Annotated in this window: 14 protein-coding genes; 4 read left to right on the plus strand and 10 right to left on the minus strand. The window is 60.6% G+C overall.

Translation table 11 applies throughout. The features are described 5' to 3' along the window. Positions 1-146: 146 nt before the first annotated feature. From ACI7M0_RS21955 to ACI7M0_RS21965, 3 genes are all read right to left on the minus strand, one after another. A protein-coding gene (locus ACI7M0_RS21955; RefSeq protein ID WP_405314508.1) for an IS3 family transposase occupies positions 147-1,501 on the minus strand; the annotation gives its coding sequence in 2 pieces (ribosomal slippage) (positions 147-1,025 and positions 1,028-1,501; 1,353 coding nt in all). A gap of 106 nt (positions 1,502-1,607) precedes the next feature. Further along, positions 1,608-2,957 (minus strand): tryptophan--tRNA ligase, encoded by a 1,350-nt coding sequence (locus ACI7M0_RS21960; protein WP_019752497.1) that lies wholly within the window; start codon positions 2,955-2,957, stop codon positions 1,608-1,610. Between the two features lie 25 nt (positions 2,958-2,982). Beyond that, positions 2,983-3,618 carry an alpha/beta hydrolase gene (locus ACI7M0_RS21965; RefSeq protein ID WP_104962520.1) on the minus strand — a complete coding sequence of 212 codons (636 nt, stop codon included), beginning with the start codon at positions 3,616-3,618 and terminating at the stop codon, positions 2,983-2,985. 135 nt (positions 3,619-3,753) lie between these two features. Between ACI7M0_RS21965 and ACI7M0_RS21970 the strand changes: the two genes are divergently transcribed. Further along, complete coding sequence (locus tag ACI7M0_RS21970) at positions 3,754-4,191, plus strand: YhcB family protein (protein ID WP_010952432.1); 438 nt, start codon at positions 3,754-3,756, stop codon at positions 4,189-4,191. Between the two features lie 159 nt (positions 4,192-4,350). Here ACI7M0_RS21970 and ACI7M0_RS21975 read toward each other — a convergent pair whose 3' ends face one another. Continuing rightward, complete coding sequence (locus ACI7M0_RS21975) at positions 4,351-5,547, minus strand: methionine gamma-lyase (protein ID WP_129933970.1); 1,197 nt, start codon at positions 5,545-5,547, stop codon at positions 4,351-4,353. A 127-nt stretch (positions 5,548-5,674) separates the two neighbouring features. On the opposite strand from ACI7M0_RS21975, the gene ACI7M0_RS21980 reads away from it, so the two are divergent. Further along, positions 5,675-6,154: an Lrp/AsnC family transcriptional regulator gene (locus ACI7M0_RS21980; protein WP_003251803.1), complete on the plus strand. Its 480-nt coding sequence runs from the start codon at positions 5,675-5,677 to the stop codon at positions 6,152-6,154. A gap of 85 nt (positions 6,155-6,239) precedes the next feature. Here the strand turns inward: ACI7M0_RS21980 and cysN are convergent, their stop codons facing one another. The 3 genes from cysN to ACI7M0_RS21995 all read right to left on the minus strand — a co-directional run bounded on the left by cysN (position 6,240) and on the right by ACI7M0_RS21995 (position 10,057). Beyond that, on the minus strand, positions 6,240-8,141 hold the full coding sequence (gene cysN, locus ACI7M0_RS21985; protein ID WP_003251801.1) for a sulfate adenylyltransferase subunit CysN: 1,902 nt from the start codon (positions 8,139-8,141) through the stop codon (positions 6,240-6,242). Between the two features lie 16 nt (positions 8,142-8,157). Further along, positions 8,158-9,075, minus strand: a complete 918-nt coding sequence (gene cysD / locus ACI7M0_RS21990) for a sulfate adenylyltransferase subunit CysD (protein ID WP_003251799.1) — start codon at positions 9,073-9,075, stop codon at positions 8,158-8,160. Positions 9,076-9,298: 223 nt separating this feature from the next. After that, positions 9,299-10,057: a Nif3-like dinuclear metal center hexameric protein gene (locus ACI7M0_RS21995; protein ID WP_020191611.1), complete on the minus strand. Its 759-nt coding sequence runs from the start codon at positions 10,055-10,057 to the stop codon at positions 9,299-9,301. A gap of 168 nt (positions 10,058-10,225) precedes the next feature. On the opposite strand from ACI7M0_RS21995, the gene algW reads away from it, so the two are divergent. Together algW and ACI7M0_RS22005 are read left to right on the plus strand one after the other, a co-directional pair. Next, complete coding sequence (algW, locus tag ACI7M0_RS22000) at positions 10,226-11,386, plus strand: Do family serine endopeptidase AlgW (protein WP_014592300.1); 1,161 nt, start codon at positions 10,226-10,228, stop codon at positions 11,384-11,386. Positions 11,387-11,630: 244 nt separating this feature from the next. Next, complete coding sequence (locus tag ACI7M0_RS22005; protein WP_392523497.1) at positions 11,631-12,584, plus strand: IS110 family transposase; 954 nt, start codon at positions 11,631-11,633, stop codon at positions 12,582-12,584. Positions 12,585-12,687: 103 nt separating this feature from the next. Here the strand turns inward: ACI7M0_RS22005 and ACI7M0_RS22010 are convergent, their stop codons facing one another. The 3 genes from ACI7M0_RS22010 to ACI7M0_RS22020 are packed head-to-tail and all read right to left on the minus strand — an operon-like array spanning position 12,688 to position 15,749. Next, complete coding sequence (locus ACI7M0_RS22010; RefSeq protein WP_003251792.1) at positions 12,688-13,452, minus strand: amino acid ABC transporter ATP-binding protein; 765 nt, start codon at positions 13,450-13,452, stop codon at positions 12,688-12,690. A 10-nt stretch (positions 13,453-13,462) separates the two neighbouring features. Further along, positions 13,463-14,560, minus strand: a complete 1,098-nt coding sequence (locus ACI7M0_RS22015; RefSeq protein ID WP_010952426.1) for an amino acid ABC transporter permease — start codon at positions 14,558-14,560, stop codon at positions 13,463-13,465. A 10-nt stretch (positions 14,561-14,570) separates the two neighbouring features. After that, entirely contained in the window at positions 14,571-15,749 is a 1,179-nt protein-coding gene (locus ACI7M0_RS22020; protein WP_129932683.1) for an amino acid ABC transporter permease, read from the minus strand. Positions 15,750-15,762: the final 13 nt, after the last annotated feature.

Genomic DNA, 15,762 nt, shown 5'->3' on the forward strand with positions numbered 1-15,762 from the left:
AGCGACAGGCCCGCTTAATGGCAATCAGTCTGTGGGAGCGGGCGTGCCCGCGAACACCGGCAAAGCCGGTGCCATGCACCGCGGCGCCTGTTTCGCGGGCATGCCCGCTCCCACACGGTGGACTGCCCCCCAAAAGTTGGACAGTTTTAAGCTGCAGCCTGAGCCCTGTACTCCACAGGGCTCAGGCCATTGAGCCTCAGCTTGATGCGATCATGGTTGTAGTAGTGAATGTACTCATCCAGACCCGCTCTCAGCTCATCAATGCTCTCGAAACGCTTCAGGTAGAAAAACTCAGATTTGAGCGTGCCGAAGAAGCTTTCCATGGCCGCGTTGTCCAGGCAATTGCCTTTTCGAGACATGCTCTGCTTTACCCCACATTCGCTTAGCTTACGGCGGTATTGCGCCTGCTGGTAATGCCATCCCTGATCCGAATGCAGCACGAGCTTCGGTTTCTCTCCCAGGCAATCGAGCGCTTTGCCAAGCATGTTCCCAACCAGGCTATAGCACGGGCGGCTGGCCATTTCGTAGGCCACGATTTCGCCGTTGTACAAATCCATCACGGGCGACAGATAGAGCTTCTGTTGAGCTACTTTGAACTCGGTTACGTCAGTCACCCACTTCTGGTTTGGGCGTTGAGCGACAAAATTTCGCTCCAGTACATTCGCTGCCACTTTGCCGACGGTACCTCGATAGGAGCGATATTTCTTGGGGCGCACTACTGATTTCAATCCCTGCTCAGCCATCAGCCGTTCAATGACCTTCTTGTTCACCCGCTTTTCCTTCCTGATTACGAGTGCGACACGGCGATAACCATAAAGCCGTTTCTGCTCGTGATAGACGCGATGCACCAATGCCTTGAGCTCAGCATGCCGGTCTGGCTTCTGCTGAGCTTTGAGCTGGTAGTAGAAGGTGCTGCGCGCCAGCTCGACCAACTGAAGGAGGTCAGGCAAAGGAAACCTGCGCTTGAGTTTGGAAACGATCAGGACTTTTTCCCGCGTGTTCGTTCCTTTTCCTCGCGCAGAGCCTTGAGCTCCTTTAGGACAGCATTCTCCATGCGCAGGTACTCAAGTTCAGCCATCAGCTGATCTCGAGACTTCTGATCATCATTGGTATCGGTGGGTTTGGCAGGCTTGATCTTCTTCGACACGTCGATTGGCTTTCTTGGCTTGGTGGCAGTAGAGGGTGCAGGACTGCCACTGTAGTACTGCCGCTGCCAAATGCCTATCTGAGAGGACTGCCCAAGACCAAAGTGGGCAGCAGTCTGGCGCAGCGAAAGCCGATGCTCGTGCATATAGCTAAGCACCTGCTGTTTGAAATCACTGGTATAGCGCCGCCCATGCGAGCCTGGACCAATGCCATTATTGGCCTGATAACTGGCCACCCAGCGTCGAAGCAGGCTGAAATCGATACCTAAGTGTTGAGCCACCTTTCTGAAACCGTTGCTGCCATCCAGGTAGGCTGTGATCGCTGTGAGCTTGAATTGCTCGGTGTACTTACCCATAGATCCCCCAAGGGTTGGATTGGTGTCCAACTTCTTGGGGGCAGTCCACGGATAGCGCCAGCTTTCAGAAATTGAGCAAGACAGTTGCTCCCACCGTTTGGCAGCCTCAGTCCTGCTGTGGTGCCAAGGCTTCGTTCAGGCTCTGAATGGCCGCATCACGGGCTTCAGCGTTGTCGAACTGCGGCCCGTCGGCGACCTGCTCGCCATTGAGCCACAGGCCGAAACTCAGGCCTTCGACGCGCACATCAACCTCGCCACCTTGCTGCAGCTGCTTGCTCACGGCGCCGGCACTCTTGCCGTCGGCGAAGCTGCGCGACAACAGCAGTTGCTCGCCGTCAGCGGCCAGCAGGCGGAAGCGGAAGCTGCCGTCTTCATCACGGAAGCTGACAAAACGCGCGCTCTTGGTGGCTTTTTTCTTCACTTCGGCGGTGGCCTGCACGCTGCTGCGGAATGAACGCAGGCCAACGGCCTCGCGCAGCTGCTCGAGGAACGGCGTGGCGATCTTGCGGGCCTTGGCGGCGCCAGCCAGCAGGATGTCTTCCAGGTCCGCCGGCCGGGCGATCAACTGGTGATAGTACTCGCGCTTCTCGGCCAGCTGGCCGTCCAGCAGCTGGAACAGGCGCTGCTTGGCATCGCCCCAGCCCAGGCCCTGCAGCAGCTCTTCGCGGAAACCGGCGCATTGTTCAGGCGTGGAGAAGGCCTGGTACAGGGTGAACAGGTGCGCGTTGTCCGGGTCTTTCGCCTCACCGGGCGCGCGCGAATCGGTGACGATGCGCGAGATGGCGTCTTTCATGTCCTTGGCGCTGGTGAACAACGGGATGGTGTTGTCATAGCTCTTGGACATCTTGCGCCCGTCCAGGCCCGGCAGGGTCGCCACGCTTTCCTCGATCACAGCCTCCGGCAAGGCGAAGAAGTCCTTGCCTTGGCCGAACAGGTGATTGAAGCGCTGGCCGATATCGCGGGCCATTTCCACGTGCTGGATCTGGTCACGACCGACCGGCACCTTGTTGGCGTTGAACATCAGGATATCGGCGGCCATCAGCACCGGGTAGCTGAACAAGCCCATGGTCACGCCGGCGTCCGGGTCTTCACCGTTCTCGACGTTCTTGTCCACCGAGGCCTTGTAGGCATGCGCGCGGTTCAGCAGGCCTTTGGCGGCAACGCAGGTCAGCAGCCAAGTCAGCTCGGGGATTTCCGGGATGTCGGACTGGCGATAGAAGGTCACCTTGTCCGGGTCCAGGCCACCGGCCAGCCAGGTGGCGGCGATTTCCAGGCGCGAGCGCTGGATGCGCAGCGGGTCGTCGCACTTGATCAGGGCGTGGTAGTCGGCCAGGAAGTAGAACGAGTCGACACCGGGCTGCTGGCTGGCACGGATCGCCGGGCGGATGGCGCCGGCGTAGTTGCCCAGGTGCGGAGTGCCGGTGGTGGTGATACCGGTAAGAATGCGCGTGGTCATGGGTGTTCGCTTATTCAGGCTTGGCTCAGTTCGAAAGGCGCGGCAGCAGCAGATCCTTCAGATCGGTCAGCTTGCCATGGAAGAAGTGTCCGCATTCTGCCACTTTCAGCAGCTCATGGGGACGCGGCAGGCTTTCGGACCATTCGTAAACCAGCTGCGGCGCGACGACTTCGTCGGCGTCCGGCTGCACCAAGGTGAGCGGGCAGCGCTGCGGCAGCGGGAATTCGGCGGTCAGGCGCATGACTGCCGGGGCGATCATGAACAGGTGCTGCAACTCGACGCCTGCCGTTTCAAGGCGCCCGGCCAGGCTGGTGGCAACGAAACCACCGAACGAAAAGCCCATCAGCACCAACGGTAGCCCGGGGTGCCTGGCACGCAGCCATGCTGCAGCGGCCTCGGCATCGGCCACTTCGCCAGCGCCCATGTCGTGGCTGCCGGCGCTCTGGCCGACGCCACGGTAGTTGAAACGCAGGGTCACATAGCCGGCATCACGTGCGGTGCGCTGCAGGGTCGAGACCACCTTGTTGAGCATGGTGCCGCCCTGGACCGGGTTGGGGTGGCAGATCAGCACCGCGCCACGGGCATTGGCCACGTCCAGGTACAAGGCTTCCAGCTGGCCGCTGGGGCCATCGATGAACAAGGGGGTTTCGCGGACAAGCAAGGCACTACTCCGTGACCTCGGGAAGGGTCGATTCGTCTAGGTGTGAAATTCTGTTCTGATTTGCGATCGCTCGCGGTATACAGCGCAGGTCTGAGCCGTTAACGTAAAGCAAAGCCGTTTATAGAGGAAGGACTCGTGGAACTCTCGCTCCTTGTTTGGTTGTTGCCAACCCTGGCCCTGGTCATCGGTGTGGCAGTCGGTTTCATTGTTGCCCGCCTGCTGCCCAATGCGGCCCCGAGCAACACCCAGCGTCAACTGGATGACATCCAGAAGCGCTTCGACAGCTACCAGAACGAAGTGGTCACCCACTTCAACAGCACCGCCATGCTGGTCAAGAAACTGACCCAGAGCTATCAGGACGTACAGGATCACCTGGCTGAAGGCGCCAACAGCCTGGCCCTCGATGACGTCACCCGCCAACGCCTGCTGGCTGCACTGCACTCCGATGCACCGCAAGGCCCGCGTGACCGCCTGACCCCACCTAAAGACACCGCCGAAGTGCCGCGCGACTATGCGCCGAAAGCGCCTAACTCGCCGGGCATGCTGGATGAGAGCTACGGGCTCAAGCGTTGATCTGAATGTGACAAAGGCCTCGCAAGAGGCCTTTTTTGTGGGCTGGATTCACTGGCCCCTTCGCGGGCACGCCCGCTCCCACAGGCTCACCACAGCATGTGAAACTTGTGGAATACCTGTGGGAGCGGGCGTGCCCGCGAAGAGGCCAGTGCGGGCAACCTAACAGCAGGCCTGCAATGCCTGTTCGACATCTGCCAGCAGGTCCTCCACATCCTCCAGCCCCACCGACAGACGCACCAACCCCTCCGATATCCCGTGATGCGCCCGCTCCTGCTGCGTATAGCTGGAATGCGTCATGCTCGCCGGATGCTGCGCCAGCGACTCGGCATCCCCCAGGCTCACCGCCCGGGCAAAGAGCTGCAGCGCATTCATGAAGCGCCGCCCCGCTTCAATGCCACCCTTGAGCTCAAAGGCAATCATCCCGCCAGGCAAACGCATCTGTCGCTGGGCCAACGCGTACTGGGCAAAAGACGGTAGCCCCGGGTAATGAATCAATTCCACCTGCGGCTGCCGAGCGAGAAACTCGGCCACCTGCTGGGCATTGGCGCAATGCCGGTCCATGCGCAGGGCCAGGGTCTTGATACCGCGCATCAGCAACGCCGCGTCATGCGGTGACAGCACCGCCCCGGTCATATCCTTCAGCCCTTCCAGGCGGATACGGTCTACCAACGCCTTGCACCCCACCACCAACCCGGCAGTGATATCACCATGCCCACTGAGGTACTTGGTTGCCGAGTGCACCACCAGGTCCGCCCCCAGCTCCAGTGGCCGCTGCAGGTACGGCGTACAGTAGGTGTTATCGACCACCACATACACATCATGCCCCCGCACCGCCTCCACAACCGCCGCGATATCCACAAGTTGCATGTTGGGGTTGGCCGGTGTTTCGAAGTAGATCATCCGTGTTTTGCTGGTGATCGCCGCTTTCAGGGCCTTGGCATCGTTGAGATCGACATGGCGAACTTTCACCCCGAACTCACCAATACCGTGGTGCAGAAAAGCGAAGGTACAGCCATACAGGGTGCGCCCGACAATCAGCTCATCGCCAGGCCTGAGCAGGGTCCAGAGGGTTGAGGTAATCGCGCCCATCCCCGAGGCCAACGCCAACCCCGCTTCACCGCCCTCCAGCGAAGCCATGCGCTGCTCCAGCAAGGCCAGCGTGGGGTTGGAAATGCGGCTGTAGAAATGCCCAGGTTCCTCCCCGGCGAAGCAGGCAGCACCGTACTCGACAGTGGGGAAGGCATAGGTAGCCGTCTGGTACACCGGTGGCACCAGGGCGCCACCATGGGAAAGCGGGTCATAGCCATGATGAATGGCCCGCGTGGAAAAGCCGGTGTTGTGGTGGGAGTCGCGCATGGCAACAGCCTCTTGTGGTTTGCTATAAGCTTATGCCACCGAGCTGCCCGATTTTTTCCAAAATAGCCTACGCATACACGTGCTTGCTGGAACAAAAACAATAATCAACGGACCAGGAGGGCAAAAAATGCCTTCAAGCCTCGACCGCACCGACCGCGCCCTGCTCGCCGCCTTGCAGGACAATGCCCGTCTCACCGTTGCCGAACTCGCCGACCAGGTGGCACTGACCACCTCGCCCTGCTGGCGACGGGTCAAGTTACTGGAGGAAAACGGCTACATCACCGGCTACCAGGCCATCCTCTCGCCCAAGTCGCTGGGGTTTGGCGTGACCGCGTTCGTCAGCATCATGATGGACTCGCACACCAAGGACATGGCGCTGGCGTTCGAACAGCGGCTGATGGAAATACCCGAGATCGTCGCCTGCCACAACATCTCCGGCCGCTATGACTTTCTGCTGGAGATCCTGGCACGGGACCTGGAGTCGTTTGGCGAATTTACCCGAGAAGTGCTGCAGCGGTTGCCGGGGGTGAAGGAGATCTATTCGAGTTTTTCGTACAAAGCGGTGAAGGAAAGACGGGTGATACCGGTGTCGGAGAAACATATCTGAGACGGATCTTTCCGAGCATTGAGAAGGATCCTGAACGCGAGACAAAAAACCCCGCCGAAGCGGGGTTTTCCTTGCAGGCTAGCGCTTAAATCGCGCCACGCTGACGCAGCACGTCCAGCACCTGTTTCACGCCCTCGTCCACGCTAGTGGCCTGGGTGTCGATCACAAGATCAGCATCCAGCGGCACATCGAACGGGAAGCTTTCACCCGGGATGTTGTCGCCACCGGCAGCGTACAGGCCTTGCGGGTCACGCTCGCGGCAAACCAGCGGCGAGGCCTGGACGTAAACGGTCACCAGGCGTTCCTTGCCGATCAGTGCCTTGGCCTGTTCGCGGCCTTCAGCATCCGGGGCCACGAACGCAGCCAGGGTGAGCATGCCGGCTTCGTTGAACTGGCGCGCCACATGGGCGGCGCGGCGCCAGTTCTCGGTACGGCCAGCGCGGTCCTGTGGCAGGCCCTTGTTCAGGTCGTGACGCAGGTTCTGGCCATCGAGCACGTACACCGCACGGCCCATGTCGAACAGCTTGCGCTCAACGGCATAGGCCAAGGTGCTCTTGCCAGCACCCGACAGGCCGCTGAACAGCACGGTGGCTGGCTGCTGGCCGAAGCGCAGGGCGCGCTCTTCGGTGGACACGTGGGCCTGCTTGCCATGATGGCCGGTGCTGCCGTGTGGCAACACTGGCGGGGCGATGATCATGCCGGCGCCAACGGTGCCGTTGGTCAGGCGGTCGATGACGATGAACGCACCGGTGGTGCGGTTGCTGTCGTAACCGTCGAGGGCGATCGAGGTGTCCAGGGCTACCTTGACGCGGCCGATCTCGTTCAGCTGCAGCGCGCTGGCAGCGCCCTGCTCCAGGGTGTTCACATCGACCTTGTGGGTGATGCTGGCAATCGAGCCTGGCACGTAGCTGGTGGCACGCTTGATGTCGTATTTCTTGCCCGGGAGCATCGGCTCCTCGGCCATCCACACCAGCATGGCGTCGAACTGGTCGGTGACCGGCGGGACGTTGTCGGCATGTACCAGCAGGTCGCCACGGGAGATGTCGATCTCGTCTTCCATGGTCAGGGTCACGGCCTGGCCTGGGCCGGCGTTTTCCAGTTCACCTTCGTAGGTGACGATGGACTTGACCCGGCTGCTCTTGCCCGACGGCAGCACGACAATCTCGTCACCTTTGTGCACCACGCCACTGGCGATGGTGCCCGCGAAGCCGCGGAAGTTCAGGTTGGGACGGTTGACGTACTGCACCGGGAAACGCAGGTCGGTGAAGTTGCGGTCGGCCGAAACCTCGACGGTTTCGAGGATTTCCATCAGCGTCGGGCCGGCGTACCACGGCGATTGCTCGCTGTGGTTGACCACGTTGTCACCCTTGAGCGCCGACATCGGCACGAAGTGCAGGCTGCTCGGGGTCAGGTTGATGGCTTCGGCAAACTTCAGGTAGTCGGCCTTGATCGACTCGAAGACGCCTTCATCGAAGCCCTTCAGGTCCATCTTGTTGACCGCGACCACGATGTGCTTGATGCCCAGCAACGACGCGATGTAGCTGTGGCGACGGGTCTGGGTCTGCACGCCGTAGCGGGCATCGACCAGGATGATCGCCAGGTCGCAGGTGGACGCACCGGTGGCCATGTTGCGGGTGTACTGCTCATGGCCCGGGGTGTCGGCGATGATGAACTTGCGCTTGGCGGTGGAGAAGTAGCGGTAGGCGACATCGATGGTGATGCCCTGCTCGCGCTCGGCCTGCAGGCCATCTACCAGCAGCGCCAGGTCGACTTCTTCGCCGGTGGTGCCGACTTTCTTCGAATCGCGGGTGATGGCCTCGAGGTGGTCCTCGTAGATCATCTTCGAGTCGTGCAGCAGGCGCCCGATCAGGGTGCTCTTGCCGTCATCCACGTTGCCGCAGGTGAGGAAACGCAGCAGTTCTTTACGCTCGTGCTGAGCCAGATAAGCGAGGATATCTTCGCTGATCAAATCGGATTGGTGCGACATGGAGTAACCCTGAAAATTAGAAGTAGCCCTGACGTTTTTTGTCTTCCATGGAACCGGCGCCATCGTGGTCGATGACCCGGCCCTGGCGCTCGGAAGTGCGCGTCAGGAGCATTTCCTGAATGATGTCGGTGAGCGTCTCGGCTTCCGACTCGACAGCGCCCGTCAGCGGGTAGCAGCCGAGGGTACGGAAACGCACCTTCTTCTTGACGATGCGGGCTTTTTCTTCCTCGGAGAGGTGCTCGAGGATGCGCTCGTCGTCGATCATGATCAGGGTGCCGTTCTTCTCGATGACTTCACGCTCGGCGGCGAAGTACAGCGGCACGATCGGGATGCCTTCAAGGTAGATGTACTGCCAGATGTCCAGTTCGGTCCAGTTCGACAGCGGGAAGACGCGGATCGACTCGCCCTTGTTGACCTTGCCGTTGTACACGTTCCACAGCTCGGGGCGCTGGTTCTTCGGGTCCCAGCGGTGCTTGCTGTCACGGAACGAATACACACGTTCCTTGGCCCGCGACTTCTCTTCGTCGCGGCGCGCACCGCCGAAGGCAGCGTCGAAACCATGCTTGTCCAGCGCCTGCTTCAGGCCCTGGGTCTTCATGATGTCGGTGTGCTTGGAACTGCCATGGGTGAACGGGTTGATGCCTTGCGCCACACCCTCGGGGTTGACGTGGGTGATCAGCTCCAGGCCCATTTCCTCGACCATCTTGTCGCGGAAGCTGTACATCTCCTGGAATTTCCACTGGGTGTCGACGTGCATCACCGGGAACGGCAGCTTGCCCGGGAAGAAGGCCTTGCGCGCCAGGTGCAGCATCACGGCGGAGTCCTTGCCGATCGAGTACAGCATCACCGGGTTGTCGAACTCGGCGGCCACCTCGCGGATGATGTGGATGCTCTCCGCCTCCAGCTGTTTCAAGTGCGTCAGTTTGTCGACCATGGCTACTCACGAAAAACGATCTTATGGACGGCCTGCGGGCCGTGTTCGAGCGAGCCACTTTATCACAGCAGCTGCTTCTATTTAGGAGGCTGGCTAGATCGAAAAAGTCTAACGATATGACTGGGGGTTTGGGCTGGCAGGGCCGGCCTCTTCGCGGGTGAACCCGCTCCTACGAGGCCCGCGTGTAGGAGCGGGTTCACCCGCGAAGGGGGCGACACCGCCTTCAGATGGGATTCGGGCAATCGATGAACAGGTGCTCCACGGCAAACCGTCGTGCCAGGTAATCGCCCAGTGCCTGCACCCCGTAGCGCTCAGTGGCATGGTGCCCGGCAGCAATGAAGCTGACGCCATTCTCGCGCGCACTGTGGTAGGTCTGCTCGGACGCCTCGCCGGTCAGGTACAGGTCGACCCCGGCGGCAATCGCCGTGTCGATATAGCCCTGCCCGCCGCCGGTGCACCAGCCCACCCGGCGGATCATCTGATCGCCTTCGACCAGCAACGGCTCACGCCCCAGCACCTCTTGCACCCGCCGGGCAAAATCGCGCGCGGTCATCGACTCGGCCAACGAACCGACCAGGCCGACCACCTTGGGGTTTTCCGGGTCAAGTGGCCCTTCGACAGTGATCTCCAGTTGCCGCGCCAGCTGCACGTTGTTGCCCACTTCCGGGTGCACGTCCAAGGGCAGGTGGAACGCCAACAGGCTGATATCGTTATTCAGCAAGGTCTTCAGGCGACGCTGGCGAATGCCGGTGATGCACGGGTTCTCGCCCTTCCAGAAATAACCATGGTGCACCAGCACCAGATCGGCCTCGGCCTCGACCGCGGCATCCAGCAATGCCTGGCTGGCGGTAACACCACTGACAATACGGCTGACCTGCGGCCGGCCTTCGACCTGCAGGCCATTTGGGCAATAATCCTGGATCTTCGCGCTGCCCAGGTAACGCTCGGCTTCCTCGACCAGGGTGTTTAGAGCGACGGCCATGAAAATCTCCTCGAAAACTGCGCTTTTCTCGGGCGCAACGCCTGACGAACGCCCGTATAATGCCGGCCATTATGGGCCGTCGCTGTCACTGGGGGAACCGGTGTATGATCGCGCGCGCTCATGCCCCACTGCCAGGCCGCTGGCCCCTGCTCTTTCCAGGATTCGTTCATGTTCAAGGCTTTGCGTTACTTCGGCTGGCCCCTGCTTACCGGCATACTGATCGCCATGCTGATCATCCAGCGTTTTCCGCAATGGGTCGGGCTGCCCAGCCAGGACGTCAACCTGCAGCAAGCGCCACAGACTACCCGGATCATGCAAGGCCCGGTGTCGTACGCCGACGCCGTGACCCTGGCCGCCCCGGCGGTGGCCAACCTGTACACCACCAAGGTGGTGAACAAAAGCGCCCACCCGCTGTTCGAAGACCCGCAGTTCCGCCGCTTCTTCGGCGATAACCTGCCCAAACAGCGCCGCTGGGAATCAAGCCTGGGTTCGGCGGTAATCATGAGCCCAGAGGGCTACCTGCTGACCAACAACCATGTCACCAGCGGCGCCGACCAGATCGTCGTAGCCCTGAAGGATGGCCGCGAAACCCTGGCCCGCGTGATCGGCAGCGACCCGGAAACCGACCTGGCGGTGCTGAAGATCGACTTGAAGAACCTCCCGGCGATCACCATCGGCCGTTCCGACACTATTCACATCGGCGACGTGTCGCTGGCCATCGGCAACCCGTTCGGCGTCGGCCAGACTGTGACCATGGGCATCATCAGCGCCACTGGCCGCAACCAGCTGGGGCTGAACAACTACGAAGACTTCATCCAGACCGACGCGGCGATCAACCCGGGCAACTCCGGTGGCGCGCTGGTGGATGCCAATGGCAACCTGATCGGCATCAATACCGCGATCTTTTCCAAGTCCGGTGGCTCGCAGGGCATCGGCTTCGCCATCCCGGTAAAACTGGCACTGGAGGTGATGAAGTCGATCGTCGAACACGGCCAGGTGATCCGTGGCTGGCTGGGTATCGAAGTACAGCCACTGAGCCAGGAGCTGGCAGAATCGTTCGGCATGAAGGACCGCCCAGGCATCGTGGTGGCGGGTATCTTCCGCGAAGGGCCCGCGGCCAAGGCCGGGTTGCACCTGGGTGACGTGATCCTGAGCATCAATGGCGAGCCGGCCGGCGACGGGCGCAAGTCGATGAACCAGGTAGCGCGGATCAAGCCCAACGAGAAGATCACCATCGAGGTGATGCGCAACGGGCAGCAGTTGAAGCTGATCGCCGAGGTGGGGCTGCGGCCGCCACCGGCGCCGGCTGCCAGCCAGGAAGAGAAATAAACCCAGGGCCGCGTTGCGGCCCTTCGCGGGCACGCCCGCTTGTATGGTTAGACTTGAAGGGGTGGTGGGACTAAATGCCCGATTCTGACTGTTACGAGCAGTACAGACCGTGGGAGACATCGCCCCACCCCTTCCACCAAAGCGCCGATAAAGAATGCATCGTTTGCAAGCGACGATAGAAGCAAGCCAGCGCCTCTTGGTGAAAGCCCCTCAAGCCGAAAAACCATAACGTGGAGAGCCGCCGATGGCAATGCAGGTAGTGAAGTCGATCATCGGAGCGGACGTTGCAAAAGCTGAATTGGTGATCCATCACGAGGAGCGTGATGAGATCATCAAGCTGAAAAACTCTAAATCTGAAATCAATAAGTGGCTCAGGCAGCAGCCACTGAACACGGCTATCGCCGTTGAAGCGACCAACATCTATCACTTGGATCTGGTCGAGCTAGCCCATGGCATGGGCTTCGATGTTTATGTCATTGATGGATTTCAACTGAGTAACTATCGCAAGAGTGTTGGCGGCCGAGTCAAAACTGACCCGTCCGATGCGCGGTTACTGTCCCGTTTTCTGAAAAACGAGGGTGAGGATCTTCGCCCTTGGACCCCGCCTCCCGCCGTCTACGGCAAGCTGCAGAGCCTTCTGCGGCGCAGGGCTGCGCTGGTATCGGCACGTACTGCAATGACGCAGAGCTGGGCTAACGAGGGCCTGTTGAAAGCGGCCTTCGAAACCTTCGTCAAGTCGATAGAACGGCTGGACTTGCTGATACAAAAGAAGATCAAAGAAGTATTGCGAGAGGCAGGGCTGCTTGAACAGGTTATTCGCTGCCAAGCCGTGGAAGGTATTGGTTTTCTCACAGCGTCAGCACTGGTAATGGCATTTATCAGAGGCGAATTCAAAAGCAGTGACGCTTACATCGCCTTCTTGGGGATGGATCTGCGAGTGAATGACTCCGGGCAAAAGAATGGACGCCGCCGCCTTACAAAGCGAGGCTGTTCGGAGATCCGTCGTTTGTTGCATAACGCAGCGATGTCGGCCAGTAGGTCAGCTACCTGGAAAGACGTGTATGAGCAGTATCGGAGCAACGGTAAAGCAACGACTCAGGCATTAGTGATCTTGGCTCGCAAGCTCGCTCGCGTCGCATTCGCCCTGATGCGAGATCAGGGCGAATACGTCACCAAAAGCCGAAAATTGGCTTGCTGAAAACCATAGAATCTCCCACAGGAATTACGCAGGCTCCAAAGCCAGCGCTAAACCTGTGGGAGCGGGCGTGCCCGCGAAGGGCTGCCGCGCAGCCCAAACAGCATCAATGCAGGATCTGGCTGAGGAACAACTTGGTCCGATCACTGCGCGGCCGGTCGAAGAAGTCATCCGGCGCGGCCTGCTCCACAATCTCGCCCTTGTCCATGAAGATAACCCGGTTCGCCACGGTACGGGCAAAGCCCATTTCGTGGGTCACGCAGAGCATGGTCATGCCATCCTCGGCCAGGCCCACCATGGTATCGAGCACTTCCTTGACCATTTCCGGGTCCAGTGCCGAGGTCGGCTCGTCGAACAGCATGATCTTGGGCTTCATGCACAACGCGCGGGCAATGGCCACACGCTGCTGCTGGCCGCCAGACAACTGGCCAGGGTACTTGTGTGCCTGCTCCGGAATCCGCACACGCTCCAGGTAGTGCATGGCAATTTCCTCGGCCTTGCGCCGTGGCATCTTACGCACCCACATCGGCGCCAGGGTGCAGTTCTCCAGGATGCTCAGGTGCGGGAACAAGTTGAAGTGCTGGAAGACCATGCCCACCTCGCGGCGGATGGCCTCGATCTGCTTGAGGTCGTTGGTCAGTTCCACGCCATCGACCACGATGCGCCCTTGCTGGTGCTCTTCCAGGCGGTTAAGGCAGCGGATGGTGGTGGACTTGCCCGAGCCGGACGGCCCGCACAGCACGATGCGTTCGCCCTGGCGCACGTTCAGGTTGATGTCCTTGAGCACATGGAACTGGCCGTACCACTTGTTCACACCCTGCATCTGGATGATGCCTTCGGGGCCAGCAGGCTGCTTGATCGCTTCACTCATTTCGAAACTCCTAACGCTTGTGGCCAGTGTCCAGCTTGCGCTCCAGATGCATGGAGTAGCGGGACATACCGAAACAGAAAATCCAGAACACCAGGGCGGCGAACACGTAGCCCTCGGTGGCCATGCCCAACCAGGCGGGGTCTGCGGCTGCTTGCTTGACGCTGTTGAGCAGGTCGAACAGGCCGATGATGATCACCAGGCTGGTGTCCTTGAACAGGGCAATGAAGGTGTTGACGATGCCGGGGATCACAAGCTTCAGCGCCTGCGGCAAGATCACCAGCCCCATCGAGCGCCAGTAGCCAAGGCCCATGGCCGCGGCGGCTTCGTACTGGCCCTTGGGGATGGCCTGCAGGCCGCCGCGCACCACCTCGGCGATATACGCCGACTGGAACAGGATCACACCGATCATCGCCCGCAGCAGCTTGTCGAAGCTCATGCCTTCTGGCAGGAACAACGGCAGCATCACCGACGACATGAACAGTACGGTGATCAGCGGTACGCCCCGCCAGAACTCGATGAAGGTTACGCACACCACTTTCACGGCCGGCATCCTCGAACGCCGGCCCAGTGCCAGCAGGATGCCCAGCGGCAAGGCGCCGACGATGCCCACGGTGGCGATCACCAGGGTCAGCATCAGCCCGCCCCACTGGCTGGTCGGTACGCTTTCCAGGCCCAGATACCCCCCGTGCAGCAGGGTGTAGGCCAGCACCGGGTACAGCACCAGGAAGCCCAGCCCGTAGAAGGCTTTGCGCGGGAAACGCTTGATGAACAGCGGCGCGGCGCCGAGCACGGCAAGCCACACGGTCAGGTCCACACGCCAGCGCAGTTCAGTCGGGTAATAACCGTACATGAACTGGCCAAAGCGCTGCTGCACGAACACCCAGCAGGCGCCTTCCTTGGTGCAATCGGCGCGCGTGGTGCCGACCCAGTTGGCATCGATCAACGCCCACTGCAGTAACGGCGGCACGATCAGCCACACCAGGTAGATGGCGAACAGGGTCAACAGCGTGTTGAGCCAGCTGGAGAACAGATTGGCACGCATCCATGCGAGCACGCCGACGGTTTTCACCGGTGGCGGCATATCGGGTTTGAAAACATGGGCATTCACGGGCGTATCCTCACCGCTCGATCAGCGCAATGCGCTTGTTGTACCAGTTCATCAGCAGCGAAATGCTGATGCTGATGGCGAGATAGACACTCATGGTGATGGCGATCACCTCGATGGCCTGGCCGGTCTGGTTGAGCACGGTACCGGCGAACAGCGAGACCATCTCCGGGTAGCCGATACCGGCCGCCAGCGAAGAGTTCTTCGCCAGGTTCAGGTACTGGCTGGTCAGCGGCGGAATGATCACCCGCAGTGCCTGGGGGATGATCACCTTGCGCAGGGTCGGGCCCTCGCGCAGGCCCAACGAGCGAGCCGCTTCGGTCTGGCCATGACTGACCGAACGGATGCCGGAACGCACGATTTCGGCGATGAAGGCTGCCGTATAGATAGTCAGCGCCAGGGTCAGCGCCAGCAGCTCGGGGATCAGCACCCAGCCCCCGACGAAGTTGAAGCCCTTGAGCTGCGGCATGTCCCAAGTTACCGGGCTGCCGAACAAGAGCACGCTCAGGCTCGGAATGGCGATGAACAGCAGCAGCCCCGCCCAGAACTTGTGGAACGGCTCGCCCGTCTCGTTGAAACGCTTGTTGGCGTAGCGCACCATCAGGGCAATAGCGGCAATGGCCAGCGCCAATGCCACCACAAATGGCCAGAAGCCATCGGCCATGGACGCGCCAGGCATGTTCAAGCCACGGTTGCTGATGAAGAACATGTCCTCGATGTTGATGCTGCCCCGCGGTCCCGGCAGGGTCAGGAACACGGCGAAATACCAGAACAGGATCTGCAACAACGGCGGAATGTTGCGGAAGGTTTCCACATAGACGGTCGCCAGTTTGTTGATCATCCAGTTCGGTGACAGGCGAGCCACACCGATGATGAAGCCCAGTATCGTCGCCAGAATGACGCCGATGAAGGTCACCAACAGCGTATTGAGCAGGCCGATGACGAACACCCGCGCATAACTGTCGGATTCCACATAGGGGATCAGGTGCTGGGCGATACCGAAGCCGGCACTGCGGTCGAGGAAGTCGAAGCCCGAGGTGATGCCCCGGTGTTGCAGGTTGGTTTGCGTGTTGTGGAACAGGTACCAGCCCAGGCCGACCACGAAGACGATCGTGAGGATCTGGAACAGCCACGCGCGCACACGCGGATCGTTAAGGGACAAGCCCTTGGGTGCGCCGATTTGATTTTGCATGAAGTGCCCCGGA

This window comes from Pseudomonas sp. 10(2024) (assembly GCF_045164175.1).
Lineage (GTDB): Bacteria > Pseudomonadota > Gammaproteobacteria > Pseudomonadales > Pseudomonadaceae > Aquipseudomonas > Aquipseudomonas alloputida.